This is a genomic window from Nocardiopsis sp. RV163 (assembly GCF_001029525.1).
Taxonomy (GTDB): domain Bacteria; phylum Actinomycetota; class Actinomycetes; order Streptosporangiales; family Streptosporangiaceae; genus Nocardiopsis; species Nocardiopsis dassonvillei.
Genome location: NZ_LEKI01000026.1, coordinates 16,185 through 39,839, shown reverse-complemented (window position 1 = coordinate 39,839; position 23,655 = coordinate 16,185). Strand labels below are relative to the sequence as shown.

The 23,655-nt window shown below is 72.6% G+C and carries 13 protein-coding genes; 1 reads left to right on the top strand and 12 read right to left on the bottom strand.

Features of this window, described 5'->3' with window-relative positions:
• Position 1: 1 nt before the first annotated feature.
• On the bottom strand, positions 2–826 hold the full coding sequence (locus ABD54_RS07565) for an AraC family transcriptional regulator (protein WP_235432005.1): 825 nt from the start codon (positions 824–826) through the stop codon (positions 2–4).
• A 764-nt stretch (positions 827–1,590) separates the two neighbouring features.
• Between ABD54_RS07565 and ABD54_RS07555 the strand changes: the two genes are divergently transcribed.
• Positions 1,591–2,262 (top strand): TetR/AcrR family transcriptional regulator, encoded by a 672-nt coding sequence (locus tag ABD54_RS07555; RefSeq protein ID WP_047868701.1) that lies wholly within the window; start codon positions 1,591–1,593, stop codon positions 2,260–2,262.
• 108 nt (positions 2,263–2,370) lie between these two features.
• Here the strand turns inward: ABD54_RS07555 and ABD54_RS07550 are convergent, their stop codons facing one another.
• The 11 genes from ABD54_RS07550 to ABD54_RS07500 all read right to left on the bottom strand — a co-directional run bounded on the left by ABD54_RS07550 (position 2,371) and on the right by ABD54_RS07500 (position 23,626).
• On the bottom strand, positions 2,371–3,990 hold the full coding sequence (locus ABD54_RS07550; protein ID WP_047868700.1) for an acyl-CoA carboxylase subunit beta: 1,620 nt from the start codon (positions 3,988–3,990) through the stop codon (positions 2,371–2,373).
• Positions 3,987–4,508, bottom strand: a complete 522-nt coding sequence (locus ABD54_RS07545; RefSeq protein WP_047868699.1) for a flavin reductase family protein — start codon at positions 4,506–4,508, stop codon at positions 3,987–3,989. Before ABD54_RS07545 ends, ABD54_RS07550 begins: the two co-directional genes overlap by 4 nt.
• A 1-nt stretch (position 4,509) precedes the next feature.
• Complete coding sequence (locus ABD54_RS07540) at positions 4,510–4,983, bottom strand: thioesterase family protein (protein ID WP_047868698.1); 474 nt, start codon at positions 4,981–4,983, stop codon at positions 4,510–4,512.
• The gene (locus ABD54_RS07535; protein ID WP_047868697.1) at positions 4,983–10,805 is read right to left on the bottom strand and encodes a type I polyketide synthase; all 5,823 of its coding nucleotides are present in this window, start codon (positions 10,803–10,805) and stop codon (positions 4,983–4,985) included. The genes ABD54_RS07540 and ABD54_RS07535 overlap by 1 nt, the downstream gene beginning before the upstream one ends.
• Before the next feature lie 148 nt (positions 10,806–10,953).
• Positions 10,954–12,477, bottom strand: coding sequence for an alpha/beta hydrolase (locus ABD54_RS07530; protein WP_047868696.1), 1,524 nt, complete (start codon positions 12,475–12,477; stop codon positions 10,954–10,956).
• A gap of 249 nt (positions 12,478–12,726) precedes the next feature.
• A complete protein-coding gene (locus ABD54_RS07525) occupies positions 12,727–13,899 on the bottom strand; it encodes a DNA polymerase III subunit delta' (protein WP_047868695.1) in 1,173 nt (390 codons plus the stop codon).
• 209 nt (positions 13,900–14,108) lie between these two features.
• Positions 14,109–16,232 carry a dTMP kinase gene (tmk, locus tag ABD54_RS07520; RefSeq protein WP_047868694.1) on the bottom strand — a complete coding sequence of 708 codons (2,124 nt, stop codon included), beginning with the start codon at positions 16,230–16,232 and terminating at the stop codon, positions 14,109–14,111.
• A gap of 309 nt (positions 16,233–16,541) precedes the next feature.
• Positions 16,542–19,403, bottom strand: coding sequence for a type I DNA topoisomerase (gene topA / locus ABD54_RS07515; RefSeq protein WP_047868693.1), 2,862 nt, complete (start codon positions 19,401–19,403; stop codon positions 16,542–16,544).
• A gap of 640 nt (positions 19,404–20,043) precedes the next feature.
• Positions 20,044–21,375, bottom strand: a complete 1,332-nt coding sequence (locus ABD54_RS07510) for a hypothetical protein (protein WP_047868692.1) — start codon at positions 21,373–21,375, stop codon at positions 20,044–20,046.
• A 329-nt stretch (positions 21,376–21,704) separates the two neighbouring features.
• Positions 21,705–22,424 carry a chaplin gene (locus ABD54_RS07505; RefSeq protein WP_047868691.1) on the bottom strand — a complete coding sequence of 240 codons (720 nt, stop codon included), beginning with the start codon at positions 22,422–22,424 and terminating at the stop codon, positions 21,705–21,707.
• A 164-nt stretch (positions 22,425–22,588) separates the two neighbouring features.
• Positions 22,589–23,626 (bottom strand): hypothetical protein, encoded by a 1,038-nt coding sequence (locus ABD54_RS07500; protein ID WP_047868690.1) that lies wholly within the window; start codon positions 23,624–23,626, stop codon positions 22,589–22,591.
• Positions 23,627–23,655 lie beyond the last annotated feature (29 nt).

The following is a 23,655-nucleotide window of genomic DNA, read 5'->3' as shown; positions in this document are numbered from 1 at the left end:
GTCAGGCCACCACCGTCTGCCGCAGGCGCTGGACCCTCAGCCCTTTTGCGCCGACGATCGTGCTCGTGTCGGCCAGGGTCACGGCCACGGGCGGGTCGGTCTCCTTCACCGGTTCCATCGGGAGGCAGACGTAGGTGCCCAGCCCTCCGGTGACCTTGATGTGCCCGGGCGTGGACGCGGTCAGCGTCGGAACGGCGCCGCTGCGGGCGCCCTGGGGCATCGCCACGGCGATGACCCTGTGGTGGCCTCCCGGCACCCCGACCACCTCGAACTCGGTACGGCCCCGCGCTCGCAGGGCCGTGAAGGCCACGGGCGTTCCCTGGGGCAGCGCGTCGGCGAACACTCCCACCATGACCTCCGTCCTGCCGACGGACTCCGGGATGTCGAGTACTCCCCGCACAGCGTGGGTGTACGGGCCCAGAGGGGTTCTCTCGCGCTCGACCCCGACCATCTCCTCGAGGTCCGGAAGACGGGAGAAACCGTGGGAGGCGGCCACGAGCAGCCGGGAGACGACGGGATGGCGGTACTGGGTGGGCGATACGCCCACCGCGCGCGTGAATCTGCTCGTGAAGGTGCCCACGCTGTTGTAACCGACGCTGCACACGATGTCGGAGACGGTCAGGTCCGTGGTCAGGAGCATGCGCTTGGCCGCGAACAGGCGGACCGCGGTGAGGTAGCGGCCAGGGGTCAGGCCGACTGCTCGTGAGAAGACCCGCGAGAAGTGGTAGGGGCTGACGAAGACCGCGGCCGCGATCTCGTTCAGGGTGATGGGCTCGTAGTAGCGGTTGTGGATGAACGTAACGGCCTGGCGAACAGATTTCTCCACTGCCATCTCCTCACACGAGTTCGACCAAGGGGAGCCGGTGGACACGGGATTCATAGGCGGATCTATGCATGCAAAAGAAAGCCCTGCAGCACACGCGGAGAGAGGGAACAGGGAGTCGACATTCTGAGGAAACCCTCCTAAAAAACTGCGAAGAGGGTTTCCAACCCTCAACCAGTCCCCCAGCACACAAGGAAGGAACTTTGTTTACAACAAGCTTTCAAGGCAGACAGAAGGGAGGCCTCCTCTCCCCCTTCGGCTTACGCCGAACCTTGTCGACCCCTTCCTCCAGACACCGGTCCATCGTCACACCGACCCCTACCTCCATCATCTTCCAGATTGCGACATCAACCACGAAACCGCACCAAAAAATCTTTCCGAAAACGAACAAAACGGACATCACCATACGTGATTAATTGACAGCGGAGCGAAACCATGGCCTCCCCGCCCGCCGACGCCACGGCATCACAACAACATGCACACCAGTCATTTCAGCAACATTGGCCACATCCGGCCAAGCCGGATTCCGGCCCTCATAAGAGGGGGAAAACAGCTCTTTCGCACAAATAAGATAAGAATCCCCCGCGCAGGAAGACCTTGGCCATCACTTTGAGTCACAGTCGCAGCTAGGGGCGCTCCGGAAATACGGGACGGCGAAAGTCTCGTTTTATTAAACCTCCGAAGGGGGACATGGGGGCCGACACGAGTCCCTTCAAAAGGCAACCAAAAATAGGAGCGCAGCGGCACCAGGGCCCAACATGGATTGCATGAGCCCACGCAAGTCCGATCCCCGGCTACGCTCCGTCCTCATCGACGCCGCCGCCCGCATCCTGTCCTGTGAGGGTCCGCCCGCGCTGTCCACGCGCAGGATCGCCCAGGAGGCCGGCAGCTCCACGATGGCCGTGTACACCCACTTCGACGGCATCGGCGGTCTGGTGCACGCCATGGTCCACGAGGGCTTCGCCCGGCTGGAGGAGCACCTCACCCGGGTGGAGGCCACCGACGACCCCGTCTGCGACCTGGCCCTGCTCGGCCGCGCGTTCCGCCACAACGCCTCGCGCAACGAGCACCTGTACGCGGTCATGTTCGGCGGCTGCTCCCTCGCCGGCTTCACCCTCTCGGAGGACGACCGGCAACACGGCCGTTACACACTGCGCAACGTGACCGCGTGCGTGATCCGCTGCATCGGGGCCGGGCGCTTCGACCCGGCCGACCCGGAACTGGTCGCCCACCGGCTGTGGAGCGCGGTGCACGGGCTCGCCACGCTCGAACTCGGCTCCTACCTCGTCCCGCCCTACGACGCGGACCGGTGCTTCGAGGACCAGCTCGTGTCACTGATGATCGGGTGCGGGGACGCGCCGGACCCCGCGCGCCTGTCCGTGGCAGCGTCCTCGGACCGTCTGCCCTCCCTCGGAGTCCTCGAAGCGCAGGAGGGGTGAACGGTCCTTCCCCGGGGGGGCTCCGGCGGCACCGGGGAGGCGTCGGCCGCCGGGGCGGACGCCGCGGCACCGGGGGCTCCGGCGCCCCCGGTGCCCGGGCCCGGGGGTCTAGAGCGGTACGTTCCCGTGCTTGCGCCGGGGGGGCTCCCTCCTCTTGTCCCTTAGGAGCGCGAGCCCGCGCGCCACCGCCGAGCGCGTGTCCACCGGGTCGATCACGTCGTCGACGAACCCCTCCTCCGGAGCCCGGTACGGGTGCATCAGACGCTCGCGGTAGTCGGCGATGAGCTCCGCCCTCCGCGCCTGCGGGTCGGGCGCGGCCCGCAGCTCACGGCGGTGGACCACGTTCACCGCGCCCTCCGCTCCCATCACCGCGATCTCGTTGCCGGGCCAGGCCAGCGACAGGTCCGTACCCGTGGAGCGGGAGTCCATCACGATGTAGGCGCCCCCGTAGGCCTTGCGCAGGATCACCTGGATGCGCGGAACCGTCGCCTCGCAGTAGGCGTAGAGCAGCTTCGCCCCGTGCCGGATCACACCCGCGTGCTCCTGGCCGGTCCCCGGAAGGAAACCGGGCACGTCCACCAGGGTCACGATGGGGATGTTGAACGCGTCGCAGAAGCGGACGAAGCGCGCCGCCTTCTGTGACGCGTCGCTGTCCAGGACGCCGGCCAGGGCCATCGGCTGGTTGCCGACGACACCGACCACGGCGCCGTCCACACGGATCAGGGCGCACAGGACGTTGGGCGCCCACCCCTCGTGCACCTCGAGGAAGTCGCCGTCGTCCGCCAGTTCGGCGACGACCTCGCGCATGTCGTAGGGCCTGTTCGGCTCCACGGGGACGATCTCGGCCAGGCGGGGGCGCGGGTCGGCGTCCGCCCCGGTCGGCGGTGTGTCGGGCGGGGAGGACAGGTTGTTGTCGGGCAGGAGCGAGACGAGGTGGCGCACGTCCTCCAGGCACTCCTCCTCGTCGTCGCGGACGAAGGCGGCCACACCGGTGCGCCCGCCGTGCACGTCGGCGCCCCCGAGTTCCTCGTGCCCCACCCGTTCGCCGCTCACCGCGGCGATCACGTCGGGACCGGTCAGGTACATCCTGGCCGCGCCGCGGACCATGAAGGTGAAGTCCGCGAGCGCGGGTGAGTAGGCGGCGCCGCCCGCGCAGGGTCCGAGGATCACGCTGATCTGGGGGATCACCCCGGACGCGGCCACCTGGCGGCGGAAGATCCCCCCGTAGCCGTCCAGAGCCGCCACGCCCTCCTGGATACGGGCCCCGCCGCTGTCGTTGAGGCCGATGATCGGCGCCCCGCCGTCCAGCGCCATGTCCATGACCCGGTGGATCTTCCTGGCGTGCTCGGCGCCGAGGGACCCGCCGAGGATGGTGAAGTCCTGGGCGTAGACGAACACGCGCCGACCACCGATCGTTCCGGTGCCGGTGACCACGCCGTCGGTGTGCGGGCGCCGCCCCTCGGTGGCGGGGCCCTCGTCCCTGCGGCGGCGGAACACGCCGAACTCCACGAAGGAGCCCTCGTCCAGGAGCAGGGCCAGCCGCTCCCGGGCCGTGAGCTTGCCCAGTCCGTGCTGGCGTTCTATCCCGGTGGGATCCCCCGCCTCGGTCAGGCCGCGCAGGGTGTCGCGCTCGCGTCGCAGCGACGCCATGGTGCGGGCCCGCGGGGCCTGTGGCCGTGCCGTGCGGGGCACGGCCACAGGACGAAGGTCCGCCTCGGAGGCGCTCATCCCGCGCTCACCGTCCCACCCGGACCGGTGGCGGTCGCGGAGCCGTCGACGAGCCCGCGGAAGGAGCCCCCGTGGAACAGCAGCGCGGAGCGCTCGGTACCCGACACCGCCTCCAGTACCCGTCCGACGAAGATCGAGTGGTCGCCGGCCACGTGCTCCTCCGCCACCTCGCACTCCAGCCAGGCCAGCGCGTCGGAGATCAGGGGCGCTCCCGTCCGGGGCCCGGGCAGCCAGTCCACCGACGCGAACTGCTCGTGCCCGTACGGCCGTGAGCGGTCGGCGAAGTAGCGCGCGGCCCCCTCCTGTTCCGCGCACAGGACCGACACCGCGAAGTGCCCCTCAGCCGCGACCGCCTTGTGCAGCCGGGCCGTTCCCGAGACGCAGCACAGCACCAGGGGCGGGTCCAAAGACACCGAGCAGAAGGCGTTGGCAGTCATGCCGTGGGGGTTGGCGCCGCCGACCGTGATCACGGTGACCCCGGTCGCGAACGTGGACATCACCTGTCGCAGGGACTTCATGTCAACCACCCACCGCTCGTACCGGGGCGCGACCGCCCGCGGCGGCTCCGTCTACGGCGTACGCCGCGAGCGCCTCGCGCAGCTCCTCCGGAACGCGGGCGGGCACCGTGGCCGTGTTGGGGCCGCGCATGCAGGCGACGCGCTGCGTGCCGCGCGCCACGAGCGCCTCCGCGTCCCCTCCCAGGCGCACGTAGTCGAAGGAGAACTGCACCTGGGTCTGGGTCAGCTCCTCCAGGCGCATCCGCACGGAGAGCTCGTCGAAGGCCGTGATCTCGGCGAAGAACTCGCAGTCCACCTTGAGCGTGAACAGCTTCAGGTCCCCGCGCACGTCCTCCAGGACGCCGGGTGCCCGTTCCTTGAGGAACATCTCCCGGCAGCGCCCCTGCCAGCGCAGGTAGTTGACGTAGTAGACGTTGCCCACCAGGTTCGTCTCCTCGAAACCGACGATGTGGCGGAGTTCGTAGTAGTCGGACATCACCTCTCCTCTCCGGACAGCACCGCGAACACCACCGGGTCGGGGTTCGCGTTCAACGTGGTCGTCCAAGTGGCGACACGGGCGTCTCCGGAGGAGAGGACCACCCACCCGTGGGGGCCCACCTCCTCCAGGGTCAGGGAGCGGCCGGTGCCCCCCGACTTGCGCAGGCACTCCAGTGCGCTCCACAGGCGCGTCGCCGCGACGTGCGCGGACTCCCCCGCCTGCTCGGCGACCAGGTCGCGCACGGACACGAGCCCGCGTCCGAGCAGACCGCTCCACTCCTCCTCGGAGCGCTCGGCCACGGCCTCCACGTCGCAGGCGATCCGTCCCCCGCCCGCGACCGCCAGCGTCACCCCCGCTCCGTGCGAGGCCGACACCGGCGTCTCCCCGGCCTCCGGGCGCCCGTCCGGACGGTGGCGCACGCGGACGGGCCGGTTCAGGGCCCGGCTGACCGCGAGCTCGGTCCTCGCCCTCCGCTCCCCGGTGTCCCCGGTGGGGCCGGAGGACGGGTCGGGGTCGACGACCACGGCCCTGGAGCCGCCCAGCACCCGCTCCAGCTCGCGCTCCAGGTGCGGCCCCAGCAGCGCGGGCACCCACGGGCCGGCGCCGCCGCTCCTGCGCACCGCCCTGAGCCGCAGGCCCTCCCAGCGCTCCACCAGCGCCCCCGAGGAGTCCCGCACGTCGACGTCGTAGACGTAGGAGTCCCCGTCCTGTGAGCGCTCGCGCGCGTCGAGCAGCACGCAGTCGGTCTCCTGGCCCCCGGCCCGGGCCAGGACTATCCGCTCCACGCCCTCGGGCAGCAGGGTCCCGTCCGGGACACAGGCCTGGAGGACGTGCATGGCCGCGTCGCGCACCCCCGGATCCGCCAGGACCCTCTCCTGGGGCTGGAAGGCCCCGAACCAGTCCGCCGGAGCGACGGTGGACAGCTCAGCGACCACGTGGCGCGCACTCACCCTCCGGTAGGACAGCAACCGCTGGAACCGCTTGCCCTGGAAGAGGACGCTGCCGTACAGCTCGCCGGGGTCGATCGGTACCCGGGGCAGCGATGTCGTCGTGTCCGCCTCAGCGGGCCGCTCCTCCTCTGGACCGGTGCCCCGCCAGCTCAGGACGGCGCGGAAGTGGTCCGCGTCGTACCCCGTCTCCTCACTGCGGACGACGACCTCCACCGTCGCGTCGTCGCGCACCAGCGCGGCCACGCGGATGGTGGTCGTCTCCCCGGGGCGGACGGCCACCGGGCGCAGGAAGCGTCCCCGTTCCAGCACGGGAGGACCGTCGTGCCCGCTCACGGCCGCCGCGACCTGGGCCATGGCCTCCATGCCGACCACCGCGGGGAAGAGCATGTCGCCGTCCAGCAGGTGGTCGTCCAGGTAGGGGTCGTCGGTCGGGGACAGGACGGTCTCGGTGACCAGTTCGACCCCGGGGTAGTGCACGAGGACCCGGTCGAGGAAGCGGCCCAGGGGGAGTTCGCGCTCCTCCGTGGTGAGCGTCGGCATGCCGCCGGTACGGCCGCTGACGACCAGCACGGGGCCGGCGGAGGGGTCGCGGAGGACCTGGTGGAGGACGTCGATCCCCTCCTCGGCGGAGACGGGGGTGATGCCGTCGCGCATCAGCGCCTCCACCACGCCGAGCCGCTCACCCATACCGGCGCCGGACCACACCGACCACTCCAGGGCCAGGACCCGCGTGTGCGGGTGCTCCCGCCCGTACTCGACCGTCATCTCGGTGAGCCAGTCGTTGGCGGTGGAGTAGTGCGCCTCACCGCGCAGCCCGGCCCGGCCGATGATGCTGCCGAAGGTGACCAGCAGTCGCAGCCGCGCGGGGTCGAGCGCGCCGAGGACGTTCTCCAGGCCGTCGGTCTTGGGCGCGAGCGTGCGCCGGAAGGCCGGCTCGGTCAGCGTTCCCACGGCGGTCGGCTCGTTGCGGCCGGCGCCGTGCAGCACCGCGGTGACGGGCCCCAGCCCCTCCCGGAGGGCGCCCACCGCCCGCAGGACCTCCTCGGGGCGGGTCACGTCGGCCCGCTCGTACCGGTGGCGGACCCCGGCCGCCGCCATCCTCTCCAGGTTCGCGGCCAGCTCGGCGTCCTCCTCCTCGTTCGCGCGGCCGAGGAGGGCGAGCCCGACGCCGTACTCCGTGGCCAGGGACAGTGCGCACTCGGCGGTGATGCCCTTTCCGCCACCGGTTACCAGCAGCACGTCGTCCGGTCCGAGGGGAGCCTCGCCGTCATCCGGCCGTCCGGGGAGCGTGGCCCGCAGGACGGGGACCGTGCGGCGCCCCTCCGCGTCGTAGCGCGCCTCCGCGAACCCGGACGTGGCCGCGACCTCGGCGACCACCCGGCGCACGGCCTCCTCCCGCGCCCCTGCGGTGTCGGGCTCCGGGTCGTGCAGGGTGACCAGGGTGGTGGTCACGCCGGGCAGCTCCTGGTGGAGCGTCCTGGCGACCCCCGAGGCGCCGCGCCTGCCCTGGACCACGACGAACCGGCCCTCGGGTCCGGCGGCCAGCGCGGCGCGCGCCGCGTCCAGGAACGTTCCCACGAGGTGCGCCCCGCCGTCGGCGGGAAGGCAGAGGAGGACGCCGCCGCCGTGGTCGGAGAGCGCTTCGCGCAGCGGTTCGGCCAGGGGGTGCCCGGGCGGGGCGTAGACGCTCCACCCGTCCCGGCCTCGGCCGTCGGTCTCGGCGGGCCTGGGCCGGGGAGGCGGTGCGTCGACGTGGACGACCTCGAAGGCTCGCACCCACGGCGCCGCACCAGGCGCCTCCCCCGCGGCCTCCCCGCCGTCGGCGGCGGTCCGCGCCAGCGTGTCGATGGTCTCGGCCAGCTCCTCCAGGCTGGAGGTCGCGTACCCCGAGGTCGCCCCCATCGGGGGCAGGCCCAGGCGCCGGGTGACCTCGTTGACGACCTGGCCGACCGTGATGGAGCTCAGGTGGAGGTCGTCCAGGGGCCGCGTGTCCGGTCCCACCATGGACACGGGGAGTTCGACGCGTTCGGCGGAGAGCGTACGCAGCAGCTCCAGCGTGTCGGCGGTCTCCTCCCCGCCGCCCTCCCCGTCCTCGGGCGCGGGCGCGGGCGCGGTCCCCCTGCCGTCGGTCCGACCGACCTCGACGCTGGGGGCGGTCTCACAGGGGCTCGCCAGGAACTCGAACTCGTCCGGCAGCTCCCGGACGAGCCGCCCGGTGAAGAGCGCCCGCACGTCCACGGGCGCGCCGAGGGCGTAGGCGGCGGCGACCGCCCTGAGGAAGGGGACGAGCGAGGTGGAGTCCGTGTCCACGGCCACGGCCGGTACGTCCGGGACGGCGGCGGCCGCGAGTCCGGTGAGCACGCGTCCCGGTCCCACCTCGACGAGGAGGTCCGCGCCCTCCGCCGCACGTACGACGGCCTCGTGGAAACGCACCGGGAGCACGATCTGCTCGCGCAGGAGCGCACGCGTGTCGGTGTCGGCGTCGAGGTGGGTTCCGGTCACCGTGGAGACCACGCCGGCCGACAGCGGCGCGAACCGGACCCCGTCGAGCCGCCTGCCGAACTCCTCGGTGGCGGGGGCGACCAGCGGCGAGTGGAAGGCGTGCGAGACGTTCACGCGCGTGGCGGTGAGCCCCTCGGCACGTGCCCTCCGGCATACCCTGTCCACGGCGTCCGCGGAACCGGAGACGACGGTCTGCTCAGGCCCGTTGTATCCGGCGACGACCAGTTCGGCCTCGTCCTCGACCAGCGCCTCCACCCGCTCGGGGGAGGCCGCCAGTCCGGCCATGGCACCGTCGCCGCCCCCCGTCTCGGCCATCGCGCGGCCCCGGGCCGCGGCGAGGTCGATGATCCCGGCGGCATCGATCGCGCCCGCCCAGTGCAGGGCGGTCAGCTCGCCGAGGCTGTGGCCGACGGCCCCGTCCGCCCGTACACCGATATCGTCCAGCACGGCCAGGGCCGCCAGCGAACCGGCGACGATGCGCGGCTGGGCGATCTCGGTGGCCGCCTGGTCCCCGTCCTCACGCAGCCGGGCGGAGGCCAGCACCTCGTCGGCCCGGCCGAACCTGCGGCGGAGGGCGCCGGGCCCGCCGTCGCCCGAGCCCTGCCCGGGGAAGAGGTAGCGGATGAGGGGCGGGGCGGAGCGGTGCGCGAGGAAGATCCCCCGCGCCGGGGAGAGGACCTCCCGCTCGCCCGCGTCGATCCGTGCGATCAGCGCGCGTACCGCGTCCGCGGCGGCCTCGGGCGAGGAGGCGACGACGGCGGCGCGCGCGGGTCCCCCGCCGGTCCGCCCGGCGAGCGTGTGCGCCAGGTCGGTGAGCTCGGCGTAGGAGAGGCGCGGCAGGGTCTCCGAGAGCTCCTCCAGCCGCCGTCGCACGTCGGCGGTGTCACCGCCGTCCACGACCAGCAGTTCGGCGTCCTGGCGGCCGGACACCAGCTCGCGGGTGTGGGCCGTGATCCCGGACCCCCCGCGGTCGGCCGCCTTCTCCACGGTGACGTGGGTGTTGACGCCGCCGAACCCCATGGCCGAGACCCCGGCCCGCACGGGGCGGTCCTCGGGCCACGGCAGCGCGCGGTCCGGCACGTAAAGCGCCGCCGACTCCTCCTCCAGCAGCGGGTGCGGGTCGTGGTGACCGGTACCCGGCGGAATGACCTGGTGGTACACGGTCAGGATCGCCTTGATCAGTCCGGCGACGCCCGCCGCGGCCTTGGTGTGGCCGAAGTTGGCCTTCACCGAGCCGAGGGCCGCCGGAGGGGCGGAGGGGTCGGCGGCGGTCCTGGCACCGGAGAGCGCGGCCAGCTCGGTCGCGTCGCCCAGCGCGGTGCCGGTGCCGTGTCCCTCGAAGTAGCCGACCGTCTCGATCCCGTACCCGGCACGCGCGTAGGCCCGCTCCAGCGCGAGCCGGTGCCCGCTCTCCTCGGGCCGGGTGATCCCGCCGCTGCCGTCGGAGGAGACCGCCCAGCCGGTGATCACGGCGTAGACGCGCTTGCCCTGGGCGATCGCGTCCTCCTCCCGCATGAGCACGAGCGCCCCGGAGCCCTCTCCCGGCCAGAAACCGTTGGAGTCCTTGTCGTAGACCTTCATCTCACCGGTGGCCAGGGCCCCGGTCTTGGCGAAGCCGATCACCTCGAAGGGGTCGATGGACAGGTCGACACCGCCGGCGAGTGCGGCGTCGAGGTCCCCCTCCGCCAGGGCGGTGGCGGCCGTGGCGACCGACAGCAGGGAGGACGAGCAGGCGCCGTCGACCGTGTAGCCGCCGCCGCCCAGGTCGAAGTGGTTGCAGACCCGGCCCGCGATGGTGTTGGACAGGCCTCCGGCCAGAGTGTCCTCGTCGATGCGCGGGAAGGGCGCCTTGTAGGACCCCTCCAGGTCGGCCAGGAAGGCGTCGGCCTCCTCCTCCCCCCAACCATGTTCGAGCAGGGCCGAGGCGACCGTCCTGCGTACGTAGGGCCAGCGCAGCCGCATCGTGTTGGCCCGGGAGAATTCGCCCGTGAGGCTGTTGCCGATGACCACTCCCGTGGAACGCCGCGGCAGCCCCTCGCCCTCGGGGAAACCGGCGTCCTCCAACGCCCGGGACATCGTGTCGAGAGCGAGCCAGTGCGTCATATCCGTCGAACGGAAAGAGCTCCCGGACACCCGGTAGCGCACCCGGTCGAATGAGAACCCACGCAGCACCGCGGCCTTGTCCGAGTAGAATCGGTCTTCCGCCGACGGGTCCTGGGACCAGTAGTCGTCCAGGTTCATGCGCTCGCTCGGGAGTCGACGAAAAGCCCTCCTGCCAGCGAGAACGTTATCCCAAAGATCCAGAGGGGAGTCTGCGTCCGGATAACGGAGGCCGATTCCAACGACAGCAATTCTGGTGTTTTTCATACCCCACCCACGCGATTTCAAGGAATGGCGATATCCGCCAGGAATCCCAGAACAATCATGCGTGAGCCGGAGCCCTCTGTCTTCTCCGTTAGTGCGCCCCCGGGCAGGACCTATTCCATAACAGCGTGATAATTGCTATGGGCCGGGACTACACGCAGGACATTCCGTCCTCGGGCACGGTGAGGTCGACCAGGTAGGCGTCCACCATCTCATCGATGCACTGGTCGCCCATGCGGTAGCCGGTGTGGCCGTCGCCGTCGCGGGTCACCAGGAAACCCGAGTCGAGCTGCTCCGCGAGCGCCTCGGACCACGCGTACGGGGTGGCCGAGTCCCGGGTGGTGCCCAGCACCATGACGGGGTCGGAGCCCTCCCCGTCCAGTTCGGTGTGCGGGGCGACCGCCTCCTGCGGCCAGTACGCGCAGGGCAGGGCGCCCCACGCCAGGCCGGGGCCGAAGATCGGCGACTCCTCACCGGCCCGGGCCGCGGCCTCGGCGTAGGCCTGCGCGTCCCGCGGGCTGGGCGAGTCGGAGCAGTTCACCGCGATGAGCGCGGCGGTGGAGTTGACGTAGGCGTCCGTGTCACCGCGGCTGTAGAGGTCGTCGGCGAGCTGGAGCAGGAGGGTGCCGTCGCCCTCGGTTCCGGCGGTGAGGGCCTCGCGCACGCGCGGCCACCAGTCCTCCGTGTAGAGCGCGGCGAGCACGCCCAGTTCGGCGCGGGCGCGGTTGACCTCGCGGTCGTCCATGCTGTTGGACAGGGGGTTCTCGGCGGTGTCGGCCAGGAAGGCGGTCAGCGCCCCGAGGCCGTCGTCCACGCTGTCGCCGGGGCCGCCGAGCGGGCAGTCCGACCGGCTCAGGCAGTCCTGCACGAAGGCCCGCAGGGCGGTCTCGAACCCGGTCGCCTGCTGCACGCTGAGGTCGAGCTGGCCCTGGCTGGGGTCCACGGCGCCGTCGAGCACCAGGGCGCGGACGCGGTCGGGGAACTGCTCGGCGTAGTGGGCGCCGATGCTGGTGCCGTAGGAGGCGCCCAGGTAGGTGAGCTTCCCGTCGCCGAGCAGGGCGCGCAGCAGGTCCATGTCGCGGGCGACGTCGGCGGTGCCCACGTGCAGCATCAGCTCGGGGTGGTTGGCCTGGCAGGCCTCGACGAAACCGCGCCCGTCCTCCTCCATCTCGGCCAGCTCGGCCTCGGAGACCTCGGACATGTCGCCGTCGCCCTCGACGCTGTCCACCCCGCCGAGGAACTCGTCGATGCCCTCGGCGTCCAGGCAGGTCAGCGGTGAGCTGCGCCCGACACCGCGCGGGTCGAACCCGACCACGTCGAACCTCTCGCGCACCGCGTCGCTGACCGTGTAGGGGGCGTGGTCCACGAAGTCGTACCCGGAGCCGCCGGGCCCGCCCGGATTGACGAGCAGGGAGCCGAGGACGTCACCGCCCTCCGACGGGAGGCGCTTGACCGCGATCTCGATGCGCTCGCCGTCCGGGTCCTCGTAGTCGAGGGGAACCTCGTAGGTGGCGCACTCGGCGCCGGAGGCCCCGCTCTCGCACTCACCCCAGGCCAGCTCCTGGTCGGCGAAGGCCGCCAGGTCCTCCGAGAGCCCGGGCGCGGCGCTTCCCTCCCTCTGCTGGTCGCCCTGCGCCGTGCACGCCGTCGCCAGCAGCACGGACCCGGCGAGCACGGCCGCCCACGGTCCCCGAACCCTCGTCGCCAACGGTGCCCCGCCCTCTCGTCACGTCCGACCGCGACCGACGTGCCGTCGGCGCCGATCCATTCTCCACGACCGGCGCGGCCCGCGCCGTTCGAACTCGTGTTTCTCCCGCCGCGGGGAGGTGCCCGGCCCCTCCCCGCACCGGCGCGGGGCCGCCGCACCGTCCCGTGACGGGTTCGCGCGGAGGGCCGCGCCCGGCGCGAGGCCGCGGGGGGTCGCCTATCCGGCCAGGAGGGCGGAGGTCATGGCCTCCATCGCGATCTGGGGGTGCACGTTCGCGGCTATGCGCTCGCGGCACTCCATGATGGCGTCGATCCTGCGCAGCGTGGACTCCGGTGTGCTGGAGCGGGCGACGCGCTCCAGGTCGCCGGAGCGCTCGGCCGTGGACAGCTCCACACCCGCGCCCAACTGGAGGGTGAGCGCGTCCCGGTAGAACGCGACAAGGTCGAGCAGTGCGCGGTCGTAGGAGTCGCGCTTGATGCGGGTGGCGCGGCGCTTCTGCCGCTCCTCCAGGTCCTTCATCGCGCCCGCGGAGCCGCGCATCGCCTTGGCCACGCCCTTGCCCGTGGAGCCCTCGCCGAACGCGGCCCGCAACTCCTCCCTCTCCTTCTCGTCGAGCGCCGTGGTGAGGGCCTTGGACTCCTCCTCGGCGATCTCGTAGAGCCGGGCGGCGGAGGTGACGCACGCGCCGAGCCCGTCGAGCCGGGCGGGGATGGACAGCACCTCTTCCCTGCGTCTGCGCGCCTCGGGGTCGGTGGCCAACTGCCGGGCCCGGTCGATCCGCCCGGAGGCGGCGACCGCCGCCGCGCGGGCCGTCTCGGCGTCGATCCCGTCCCGCTGGACGAGGGCGTCCACCAGTTCCGGGGTGCCGGGCGTGGCCAGGGTGACCATGCGGCAGCGCGAGCGGATGGTGACGAGCAGGTCGTCGGGGGTGGGGGTGCACAGCAGCCACACGGTGCGCGGCGAGGGCTCCTCCACCGCCTTGAGCAGGGCGTTGGAGGCGGCCTCGGTGGCGCGGTCGGCGTCCTCGAACAGTACGATCCGGAACCGCCCGCCGGAGGGCTTGGAGCCCGCGCGCAGCACGAGGTCGCGGGTGGCGGCCACGCCGAAGCTCAGCCCGCTGGGCCGCACGTACAGCACGTCGGGGTGGGTCCCGGCGAGGGTCTGGTGACAGGAGCCGCAGTGCCCGCAGCCGCCGTCCGGGCACTGGAGGGCGGCCGCGAAGGCCCGGGCGGCCTCCGACCGGCCCGAGCCGGGCGGCCCGGTGAACAGCCAGGCGTGGGTCATCCCCGTGCCCGGTCCTCCGGAGACGAGGTCGGCGGCCCCGGCGACGGCCCGCTGGAGCTGGCCCACCGTGGACCGCTGGCCGATGAGGTCGTCGAAGACCGTCATGCTTCCCTCCCACCGCTGGTGCTTCGGTCTTCAGGATAGGAGTCGGCGGCGACGTCCGGGCCGTTGTCCACAGGCCGGCCTCCCCCGTCGGAGCGCCGGGAGCGCTCCGCCTCACCCGGGCGGGACCCGCCCGGACACGGACGAGGGCCCCCTCCCCCGGACGGGAGCAGGGAGCCCTCGGTGCGTCGTACGGCACGGCCGCCTCGGCCTCAGCCCTGTTCGACCTCGTCGTTCCTGATCACCGGGATCATGCCGGTGACGGCCTCTGAGCCGCTCGGGACCGGGTCGGGCAGCAGGGAGCGCACCCGGCGCTGGATCTCGCGGGTGATCCTGTCCTGCGGCTCGCGGGCGTCGAGCACCAGGTAGCGCTCGGGCGCGGCCCGGGCCAGCTCCAGGAAGCCCCGGCGGACCCGGTCGTGGAACTCCGCCGGCTCGCCCTCGATGCGGTCGGCCGGACCGCCCAGGCGGGACAGGCCGTCCTCGGGCCGCACGTCGAGCAGCACCGTCAGGTCCGGGACCAGGTCCTGCGTGGCCCAGTCGCTGATCCGGCGGATCTCGTCCGAGGACAGGTCGCGCCCCGAGCCCTGGTAGGCCAGCAGGGAGTCCACGTAGCGGTCGCTGATGACGACCGCGCCGCGCCGCAGGGCGGGCAGGATCTCCTGCTGGACGTGGTCGGCCTTGTCCGCCGCGTAGAGCAGCACCTCGGCGCGCGGGGTGATGTGCGAGTTCTCCCGGTCCAAGAGCAGGCCGCGCAGGCGCATGCCGAGCTTGGTCGCGCCCGGCTGGCGGGTGCCGACCACCTCGAAGCCCTGGTCGCGCAGCCACACCGTCAGCTCGCGCACCTGGGTGGACTTGCCCGCGCCCTCGCCGCCCTCGACGACGATGAACGCGCCCGCGGGCTTGGACTCCTCGTCCTGCTCCGGCGCGATCGCGACGCCGCGCAGCGCCGCGAACAGTTCCGGGAGCAGGCCGGGACCGGCCTCGGGGTCGTCCCGGCGGTTCATCCGCCGGTAGCAGACCAGCGCCACGACCAGGACGGCAAGGCCGGAGAGCATGAGGACGAGACCGCTGCCGCGCAGGTCGTAGCTCAGCGGGCCGACCGGGATCCGGTAACCGCCGATGAGCCCGGCGGCCAGCGGGGCGAGTACCGCGGCGCCGACCAGGGTGACGCGGGCGGCGCCGTGCAGGAAGGCGAAGGCGGAGCCCCGGTGCTCGTCCTCCACCTCGCGGTCGAACACCGCCAGGCCGGTCACGCAGGCGATACCCGCGCCCACGCCGAGCAGCGCGGTGAGGACGGCGGTGAGCACCATGTCGGCGACGGCCCCGGCGAACAGCAGGGCCAGCCCGGCGAGGGCGATGCTCAGGCCGAACAGCCGACTGCGGCTGAACTGCTTGAGGACGCGCGGCCCGGCGACCGTGCCCAGGGCCGTGCCCGCGAAGACAGCGGCGAAGACCACGCCGAAACCTGCGTTGCCCGCGCCCAAGCCCTCGACGTGCACGCGGCCGACACCGATGACCGCGCCCCCGGCGGCGAGGACGCAGAGCATGCCCGGAACCAGGCCGCGCACGCGGGGCGTGCCGCCCGCGTGGCGCCGACCGGTCCCCAGCGCGCGCAGGATGCCGCTGTCACGGGTGTCGCTCTCCGCGTCCTTGGAGGGCTTGTGCTTGGGGATCGGCAGCCCGGCGACGACGACCGCCGCGACGACGAAGGTGAGGCCGTTGAGGTAGAGGGCGACGTCGGCCTCGGGGCTGGCCATGGAGGGCAGCAACGCTCCGAGCACGTTGCTGACCGAGGCGAGCGCGGCGAACAGCAGCGCCGCGACGGGCGCGGTGCCGTAGGCGGTGAGCAGACTCAGCCGGTTGGCCTGACCCAGCAGCTTGCGGGGCACCAGGTTGGGGACCGTGGCGTCCTTGGCCGGGGTCCAGAACAGGGCTACGGCCTCGGCCAGGAGGGTGGCGATGAGCAGCCACTCCAGGGCGAAGCCCGGGAAGAGGAGGCCCACGACGGGGATGGAGACGTACAGCACGCCGCGCAGGACGTCGCCGACCACCATCGTCCACCTGCGGTCGAGGCGGTCGGCGACCGCCCCGACCAGGGGGCTGAACAGGATCGACGGGACGAGCTTGATCGCCACGACGCCGCTGACGGCCAGGTACTGGACGAGCTGGGATCCGTCGGCGGTGAAGACCGTCGCCAGGGACACCAGTGCCAGCAGGCTGAGCCAGTCGCCCAGGCTGGAGAGGGAGAGAGAGATCCACAGCCTTCGGAAGGGTGTGATCGCAAGAACGTTGCGCGCCTCGGCCGGCGCTCCCAGGGGTGCAGATCTGCTCATAGCGCTCAAGATTATCGGTGAGGGGGAGAGGGAACGGCGGGTCACGGAACCGCCTCAGAATCGTTGGATAACTCCGGGGACCACGCACGTTTCCGTGTCCCCGCGAGTCCTGCCAAGCGTAGTACGGAAGACTGCTCCCGCACAGGGGTGAGTGTGCGCCCACCCGGGGTGAACACGCGGGGGACCGCCCACCCGGACACCCCGGCGGGGGTGTCCGGGTGAGCCTACGCGCGCCGGGGCCCGGGAGACGAATCCCGGACGCTCCGCCGCGCCCCGCGCCTCGTTGTCCTCCGCGCCTGTTGCCCGCGCCTATTCCTCCGGGGCGGCGGAGTCGGAGGAGCCGGTCCTCCCGGCCGGGGACTTCTTGGCGGCCGTCGTGGAGGTGGACGCCTTCTTGGCCGTCGTGGAGGTGGACGCCTTCTTGGCCGTCGTGCCGGTCTTCTTCGCCGCCGTGCCGGTCTTCTTCGCGGCGGGCTTCTTGGCCGCGGGCTTCTTCTTGGCGGGCGCCTTGGCACGGCGCTCGGCCAGCAGCTCTGCGGCCCGCTGGTCGGTGATCGACTCCACCTCGTCGCCCTTGCGCAGGGAGGCGTTGACCTCCCCGTCGGTGACGTAGGGGCCGAACCGGCCGTCCTTGATCACCATCTTGGCGCCCGAGGCCGGGTCCTCACCCAGCTCGCGCAGCGGCGGGGCGGCGGCGCGGCGGCCGCGCTGCTTGGGCTGGGCGAACAGCGCCGCGGCCTGCTCCAGGGTGACCGTGAACATCTGCTCCTCGGTCTCCAGGGAGCGGCTGTCGGTGCCCTTCTTGATGTAGGGGCCGAACCGGCCGTTCTGCGCGGTGACGTCCTCGCCGTCGATCTGGCCGACCACGCGCGGCAGCGACAGCAGGCTCAGCGCGTCCTCCAGGGTGACGGTGTCCAGGCTCATCGACTTGAGCAGCGAGCTGGTGCGCGGCTTGACCTTGGCCTTGGCCCTGGTCTTGGCCCTGCCCTCCTCGGCCTCCTGCGGCTCCTCGATCACCTCGGTGACGTAGGGGCCGAACCGCCCGGTCTTGGCCACGACGACGCGGCCGGTCTCGGGGTCGGTGCCCAGCTCCCGGTCGCCGCTGGGCTGGGCGAACAGCTCCTCGGCCTTGTCTACGGTCAGCTCGTCCGGCGCCAGGTCCTCGGGCACGTTCACCCGCACGCCGTCCCGGTCCAGGTAGGGGCCGTAGCGCCCCACCCGCAGCACGATGTCGGTGCCGGGCAGCGGCAGGGAGCTGATCTCCTTGGGGTCGATGTCGGAGAGGTGGTCGCTGACCAGTTCCTTGAGCCCGGTCTCCCGGTGGCCCTCGGTGTCCTCGCCGCCGAAGTAGAAGCGGCGCAGCCACGGCAGGCTCTCGGCCTCGCCCCGGGCGATGTCGTCGAGCACGTCCTCCATGTGCGCGGTGAACTCGTAGTCCACCAGGTTGCCGAAGTGCCGCTCCAGCAGTTGCACCACGGCGAAGGCCAGGAAGGACGGCACCAGCGCCGTGCCCTTCTTGAACACGTAGCCGCGGTCCTGGATGGTGCCGAGGATAGAGGCGTAGGTGGAGGGGCGGCCGATCTCGCGCTCCTCCAGCTCCTTGACCAGGCTGGCCTCGGTGTAGCGCGCGGGCGGCCGGGTGCTGTGCCCCTCGGCCTCCAGGTTCTGGGCCTTGAGCGGGTCGCCCTCCGACATCGCGGGCAGGCGGCGCTCGCGGTCGTCCAGGTCGGCGGCCGGGTCGTCGGAGCCCTCCACGTAGGCCTTGAGGAACCCGTGGAAGGTGATGACCTTGCCGGTCGCGCTGAACTCGGCGACCTCGCCGTCGGAGGAGGTGCCCTCGATGCGCACGGTGACGGACTCGCCGACCGCGTCCTTCATCTGGGAGGCGACGGTGCGCTTCCAGACCAGCTCGTAGAGCCGGAACTCGGGGCCGGACAGGCCGGTCTGGGCTGGCGTGCGGAAGGTGTCGCCGGACGGGCGGATCGCCTCGTGCGCCTCCTGGGCGTTCTTGACCTTCTTGGCGTACACGCGCGGCTTGTCGGGCAGGTAGTCGCCGCCGTAGAGGCTGCGCACCTGGGAGCGGGCGGCCTTGACCGCGTTGTCCGACAGCGTGGTGCTGTCGGTACGCATGTAGGTGATGTAGCCGTTCTCGTACAGCCGCTGGGCGACCTGCATGGTCTGCTTGGCCGACAGGCCGAGCTTGCGGGAGGCCTCCTGCTGCAGGGTGGTGGTGCGGAACGGCGCGTAGGGCGAGCGGCGGTAGGGCTTGCGCTCCACCGAGGAGACCGAGAACCCGGCGCCGGCCAGGCGCTCGGCGAGGCCGCGCGCAGCGGCCTCGTCCAACTGGCGGACGGGGCGGTCCGAGCGCAGCGCGCCCTGCGGGGTGAAGTCGCGGCCCGCGGCGACGCGGGCGCCGTCCACGGAGACCAGGGCGGCGGGGAAGGTGGCGGGGCCTTCGGCGACACCGGCCTCGGTGGCGTCGAAGAGGGCCTTGAGGTCCCAGTACTCGGCGGAGGTGAACGCCATGCGCTCGCGTTCGCGCTCGACCACCAGCCGGGTGGCCACGGACTGCACGCGGCCCGCCGAGAGCTTGGGCATGACCTTCTTCCACAGCACGGGGGAGACCTCGTAGCCGTAGAGGCGGTCCAGGATGCGCCGGGTCTCCTGTGCGTTGACCAGGCGGGTGTTCAGGTCGCGGGTGTTGAGGGCCGCGCGCTGGATGGCGTCCTTGGTGATCTCGTTGAACACCATGCGGCGGACGGGGATGCGGGGCTTGAGCTCCTCCATCAGGTGCCAGGCGATCGCCTCGCCCTCGCGGTCCTCATCCGTGGCGAGGAGGAGTTCGTCGGCGTCGGCCATGAGCTCCTTGAGCTTCTTGACGTGCGCCTTCTTGTCGGTGTTGACCACGTAGAGCGGCTCGAAGTCGCCGTCGACGTCCACCCCGAGCCGGGCCCACGCCTGCCCCTTGTACTTGGCGGGGATCTCGGCGGCCTTGTTGGGCATGTCGCGGATGTGGCCGATGCTGGACTCAACGACGTAGCCGCGCCCCAGATAACCGGCGATGGTCTTCGCCTTGGCCGGTGACTCGACGATGACGAGGGCGGTGCCCGCCCCCTGTCGTCCGCTGTCCTTCGAGCCGTTCTTGCCGGCGCTGCCCTTCGTGGGTGGCACGCTCTTCCCCTACGTCTAGCCCTACGTGATCTTTCCGGCCGCGGTCTGTCGAAAGCCCCTGGGAACCGACAGTAACCGAAACTCCAGGCACTCCCCCGTCGGTGGGCGGCAGGGACTGCGCCCTCTACGGGTGAGGGCCCCGTCGCTCTGGGTGGACACCCGGTCCACGCCCACCGGCACCCGCAGAATAAGCGCTTCCCGAACCGGTACCGGTCCGTAGCGTACGTGAGCCGCCCCGGCAACGTGGGCCGGTTGGCCAGCACCGCCTCTGACGAGCACCAGTAACGACCCCTGCGAGTGACTTCGGTCACACTTGGTGACGGCCGAGCGCCCGTTTTCCCCAGAATGCGGCGAGTCCTCCCGGATATTCCCGGGAGGACTCGGCTCGCGTCACGGGCTGACGGCCAGCTCCTCCGCGCTCCCGCAGTCCACCGCGTTCCTCACGGAACGGGAGTGCGGAGGCGGGTCGTCGTGGCCCGTCGACGCGTACGGCACGCGCTGTGCCGGTCCGGGATCGCGCTCCGTGTCCGACGCCGCCCTGTGGGATACGGCACCCCGCAGTCCACCGCGTTCCTCACGGAACGGGACGCCGTGCTCCCCCGGGCCCGCGCGGTCGCGGGCGCGATCCCCTGTTCTGTCGTTACAGGCCCACGCCCGCGGCGCCGAGCAGCTCGTTGACCGGGTCGGCCACACCCACGGGGGCGGACTCGGGCAGCTTGTCGGCGTGCTCGGGAGCGTGCTGCTCCACGGCCTGACGGGTGGTCTCGCTCACCTCGTACTCGACGGGCAGCATGTCCGAGACCGGGACCTCGGGCAGCTCCTCCACCAGGGGCAGGGCGTCCAGGGCGCTGGACTGGGCCTCGGGGGCGCTCTGGTGCACGACCGCGGCCCCGTCGTCGGTGCTGCTGGCGCCGGCCAGGCTCGCGACCGCCGCGACGGCGTTGCCGGAGGCGTTGACCGGGACGTCGCCGTCCGCGACAAGCTGGTTTCCGCCGACCGCGGAGCCGTTGCCCGAGGTGACGACCTCCTCTTCCTCCTCCAGCACCAGGGCTCCGGTGTCGGTGGAGGCCGCGCCCGCCACGCCGCCGACCGCGCCGATGGCGTTGCCCGCGACGTTGACCGGCACGTCCAGGTCGACCACGGCCTGGTTGCCGCCCACCAGCGATCCGTTGCCGGAGGTCGCGATGGACTGGTGCTCGCGCGGGGCCGACTGGTGCTCACGGGGCGCCGACTGGCGCAGCACGCCGGCGTCCACGCCGGAGGTGTCCGGCAGCGGCAGGATGGTGGCGTTCCCCGCGGCCTCGTTCACCAGGTCCATGGCGGTGTACTCGGCGGGCGCGGAGTGGTGCTCGCGGTGCCCGTGGCCGTGGCCGTCGTGCACCAGGGCTCCGGTGTCGGTGGCCGCGGCACCGGCCACGCCGCCGACCGCGCCGATGGCGTTGCCCGCGACGTTGACCGGCACGTCCAGGTCGACCACGGCCTGGTTGCCGCCCAGCAGGGAGCCGTTGCCGGAGGTGGCGGCGTCGGGGCCGTGGTGGTGGTGACGGCGGCCGTGCTGGTGCTCGACCACCGCGGCGCCCGTGTCGGTCGCGCTGGCGCCCGCGATCCCGGCCACGGCGGCGATGGCGTTGCCCGAGACGTTCACGGGGATCTCGCCGTCCACGACAAGCTGGTTGCCGCCGACCGCGGAGCCGTTGCCGGAGGTGGCCGCGTCGGGTCCGTGCTGGTGGTCGACCACGGCCGCGCCGGTGTCGGTGCCGCTGGCGCCCGCCGTGCCCAGGACGGCGCTGATCGCGTTGCCGGAGACGTTCACGGGGACGTCCCCGTTCACGACCGCCTGGTTGCCGCCCAGCAGGGAGCCGTTGCCGCTCGTGACGGCCTGGCTGTCCGCGAAGGCCACTCCGCTGCCCAGCGCGACGAAGCCCGCTGTCAGGAGCACCGACTTCGCGGATGTGCTGACCCACTTACGCATGTGGGAGGTCCTTTCAAGCATGTCGATGAGTCGATGAGAAGGTGTGTGCTCGGGCCACAGGCCGTTCCACGCCCCTGGGTGGGGTGCGGGCCTTCGGCCAAGGCCGGGGTCCCCTTCCGGTCCGCCTCGCACCTGGGAGGTGCGTGCTGCCGGTGCTGGGAGAGTGCGCCGCGGTCCCGCTCCGCTGGTTGCGGCGGAACGCGCGCACCCCGTCCATCAGCCCCGCCCCTGAGGGCGGCGGCTGACGTGAACCCCGCGCACATGGCCTTGGCCGGTGCTACGGGACTCGCGTCAGCCCCCGGGCCGCGAACGGCCCGGGAGGCCGGAGGTCAGGCGCGGGCGCGGCGCCTGCCGAACAGGAGCAGTCCGGCGCCCGCGGCGATCGCGGCGGCGGCGCTCGCGAGCAGACCGCTCAGGGCGCTGCCGTCGGTGCCGGTCCTGGCGAGCTCAGGGGCCGGGGGCTCCTGGTCCGCTGCGGGCGGGGAGACGGGCTCCTCGGGCGTGCCGCCGCCACCGCCGTTGTCACCGCCGCCGTGGTCGCCGCCACCGCCGCCACCGTGGTCGCCGCCACCGTCGTGGCCACCGCCGCCGCCGTGGTCGCCGCCGCCGTAGCCGTCGTCGTGACCGCCGTCGTGACCACCGCCGTCGTGACCACCGCCGTCGTAGCCGCCGTCGTGGCCCCCGCCGTCATGCCCTCCGTCACCCGGCTCCTCGCCGTAACCGGGCTTCTCGGGGTTCTCCGGGGTCTCCGGCTTCTCGGACTCGTCGGGGGTCTCGGGCACCTCGGGCTTCTCGGGCGTCCAGGTGGAGCTGTCGTCCTGCACCGCGGCACCGCTGCCGGTGCACTGGGCGCCCGCGACGCCGAGGACGGCGATCGCGTTACCGCAGGCGTTGATGGGGACGTCCAGGTCGGCCACGATCTGGTTACCGCCGAGGATGGAGCCGTTTCCGCTGGTGGTGGTGTCGGCGTAGGCCACTCCGGCACCGGCGGCGGTGAAGAATCCCGCGGCCACCAGTGCGGCGATACGGGCGTGCGTGTCGTAGGTCATCGCGTGTCCTTTGGTCAACGAGAAAGATCGGCCAGCTGCTCGTGGACCGCGGACGGAGAGCTTCGTGCTCCGGGTAAGCCGGGGAGAAGGCACGCCCGCCGGATTCGGCGAGGCGGCTGCGCGCAGAGGAGCGCACGGACCGGCCGCGGTCGTGGAAGACGCGGCTAGTCGGGAGCGAAGGAGGGGTCGTCCGCGGCGTCGCGGACAACCAGGGTGGGGTCACCGGGAAGGGCGACCCGCTGGGCCCGGGGAGCCAGGTGGTCGGCCCGGGCCGTCAGGAACCCGGCGGCACCGGGCGCGGGGAAGGACGGAGACGCGGCGCCGGTGGCGTCCGCTCCGGCCTGGTGGTACCCGCCGCCCGCGATGAGGCGGATGCGCTCACCGGGGTCGTCGTCGCCCGGCGCCCGGTCGGCGCCCTCGTCGGCGACCCGGTGCCAGACGGACGGGTCCACTGGAGCGTGGACGGCCGTCGCCCCGCCGGTGCGGTCCCCGTCGCGTTCCGCGCCGGAGCCCTCGTCCTCTTCGGACGCGGAGCGCTTGGGCGCGGGAGCGGTCGGGGAGAGTTCGCCGGCGCCGCCGAGGACGGGCAGGCCGAGCGGCGTCGCGGTGCCCGCGGAGCCGCCGATCCGGTCCCGCACGGCGCGGGTGGACTCGGCCAGACCCCCGGAGACCGTGCCCACCAGGCTGCTGTCACGCAGCGAGCGGTCGGTGGACTCCACCACGTCGTGGCCCCTGCGGGCGATGCCCCCGACGAGGTCGCCCGCGCCGCGCGCGGTCTCGTCGACGGCCCGGCTGGTGTCCTCGACCGCCCTGTTGGCGGCGGATCCGGTCCCGGTCCGTTCCAGGGCCGCGGTCACGCCGGCCCCGTGCAGGGTCTCGGCGGGAAGAGCGGCCGTCTGGGGGACCACGGTGTCGGTGAGCGACTCCGTGGCCGAAGCGGTGCGGGCCGTGGCGTCGGAGAGGCGGGCGCCGCGGATCTCCTCGGCGGCGGCCTGTCCGGCGCGTCCGGTCCCGTCGCCGACCTCCAGCACGCGGTCGACCAGGCCACCGGACTCGGGGGCGGTCTCGCCGTGGGCGACACCGATCCCCCCGGCCAGCCATGCGACGGCGACGATGCCGGACAGGAGCAGCAGCCGGGCGGGGCTCAGGGCAATGCGGGCAGCGCGACTGGAGACCAGCCACTCCTTGCCCGCGAGCACCATGGATGCCCCCCGTTTCACTGCCACTGGAC

What these genes read in the sequence shown, in the direction of transcription:
- ABD54_RS07505 (WP_047868691.1), bottom strand. Translation starts at nt 22,424, where the DNA reads ATGACCTACGACACGCACGCCCGTATCGCCGCACTGGTGGCCGCGGGA.
- ABD54_RS07540 (WP_047868698.1), bottom strand. Translation starts at nt 4,983, where the DNA reads ATGTCCGACTACTACGAACTCCGCCACATCGTCGGTTTCGAGGAGACG.
- ABD54_RS07550 (WP_047868700.1), bottom strand. Translation starts at nt 3,990, where the DNA reads ATGAGCGCCTCCGAGGCGGACCTTCGTCCTGTGGCCGTGCCCCGCACG.
- ABD54_RS07500 (WP_047868690.1), bottom strand. Translation starts at nt 23,626, where the DNA reads ATGGTGCTCGCGGGCAAGGAGTGGCTGGTCTCCAGTCGCGCTGCCCGC.
- ABD54_RS07535 (WP_047868697.1), bottom strand. Translation starts at nt 10,805, where the DNA reads ATGAAAAACACCAGAATTGCTGTCGTTGGAATCGGCCTCCGTTATCCG.
- ABD54_RS07555 (WP_047868701.1), top strand. Translation starts at nt 1,591, where the DNA reads ATGAGCCCACGCAAGTCCGATCCCCGGCTACGCTCCGTCCTCATCGAC.
- ABD54_RS07510 (WP_047868692.1), bottom strand. Translation starts at nt 21,375, where the DNA reads ATGCGTAAGTGGGTCAGCACATCCGCGAAGTCGGTGCTCCTGACAGCG.
- ABD54_RS07525 (WP_047868695.1), bottom strand. Translation starts at nt 13,899, where the DNA reads ATGACGGTCTTCGACGACCTCATCGGCCAGCGGTCCACGGTGGGCCAG.
- ABD54_RS07545 (WP_047868699.1), bottom strand. Translation starts at nt 4,508, where the DNA reads ATGAAGTCCCTGCGACAGGTGATGTCCACGTTCGCGACCGGGGTCACC.
- tmk (WP_047868694.1), bottom strand. Translation starts at nt 16,232, where the DNA reads ATGAGCAGATCTGCACCCCTGGGAGCGCCGGCCGAGGCGCGCAACGTT.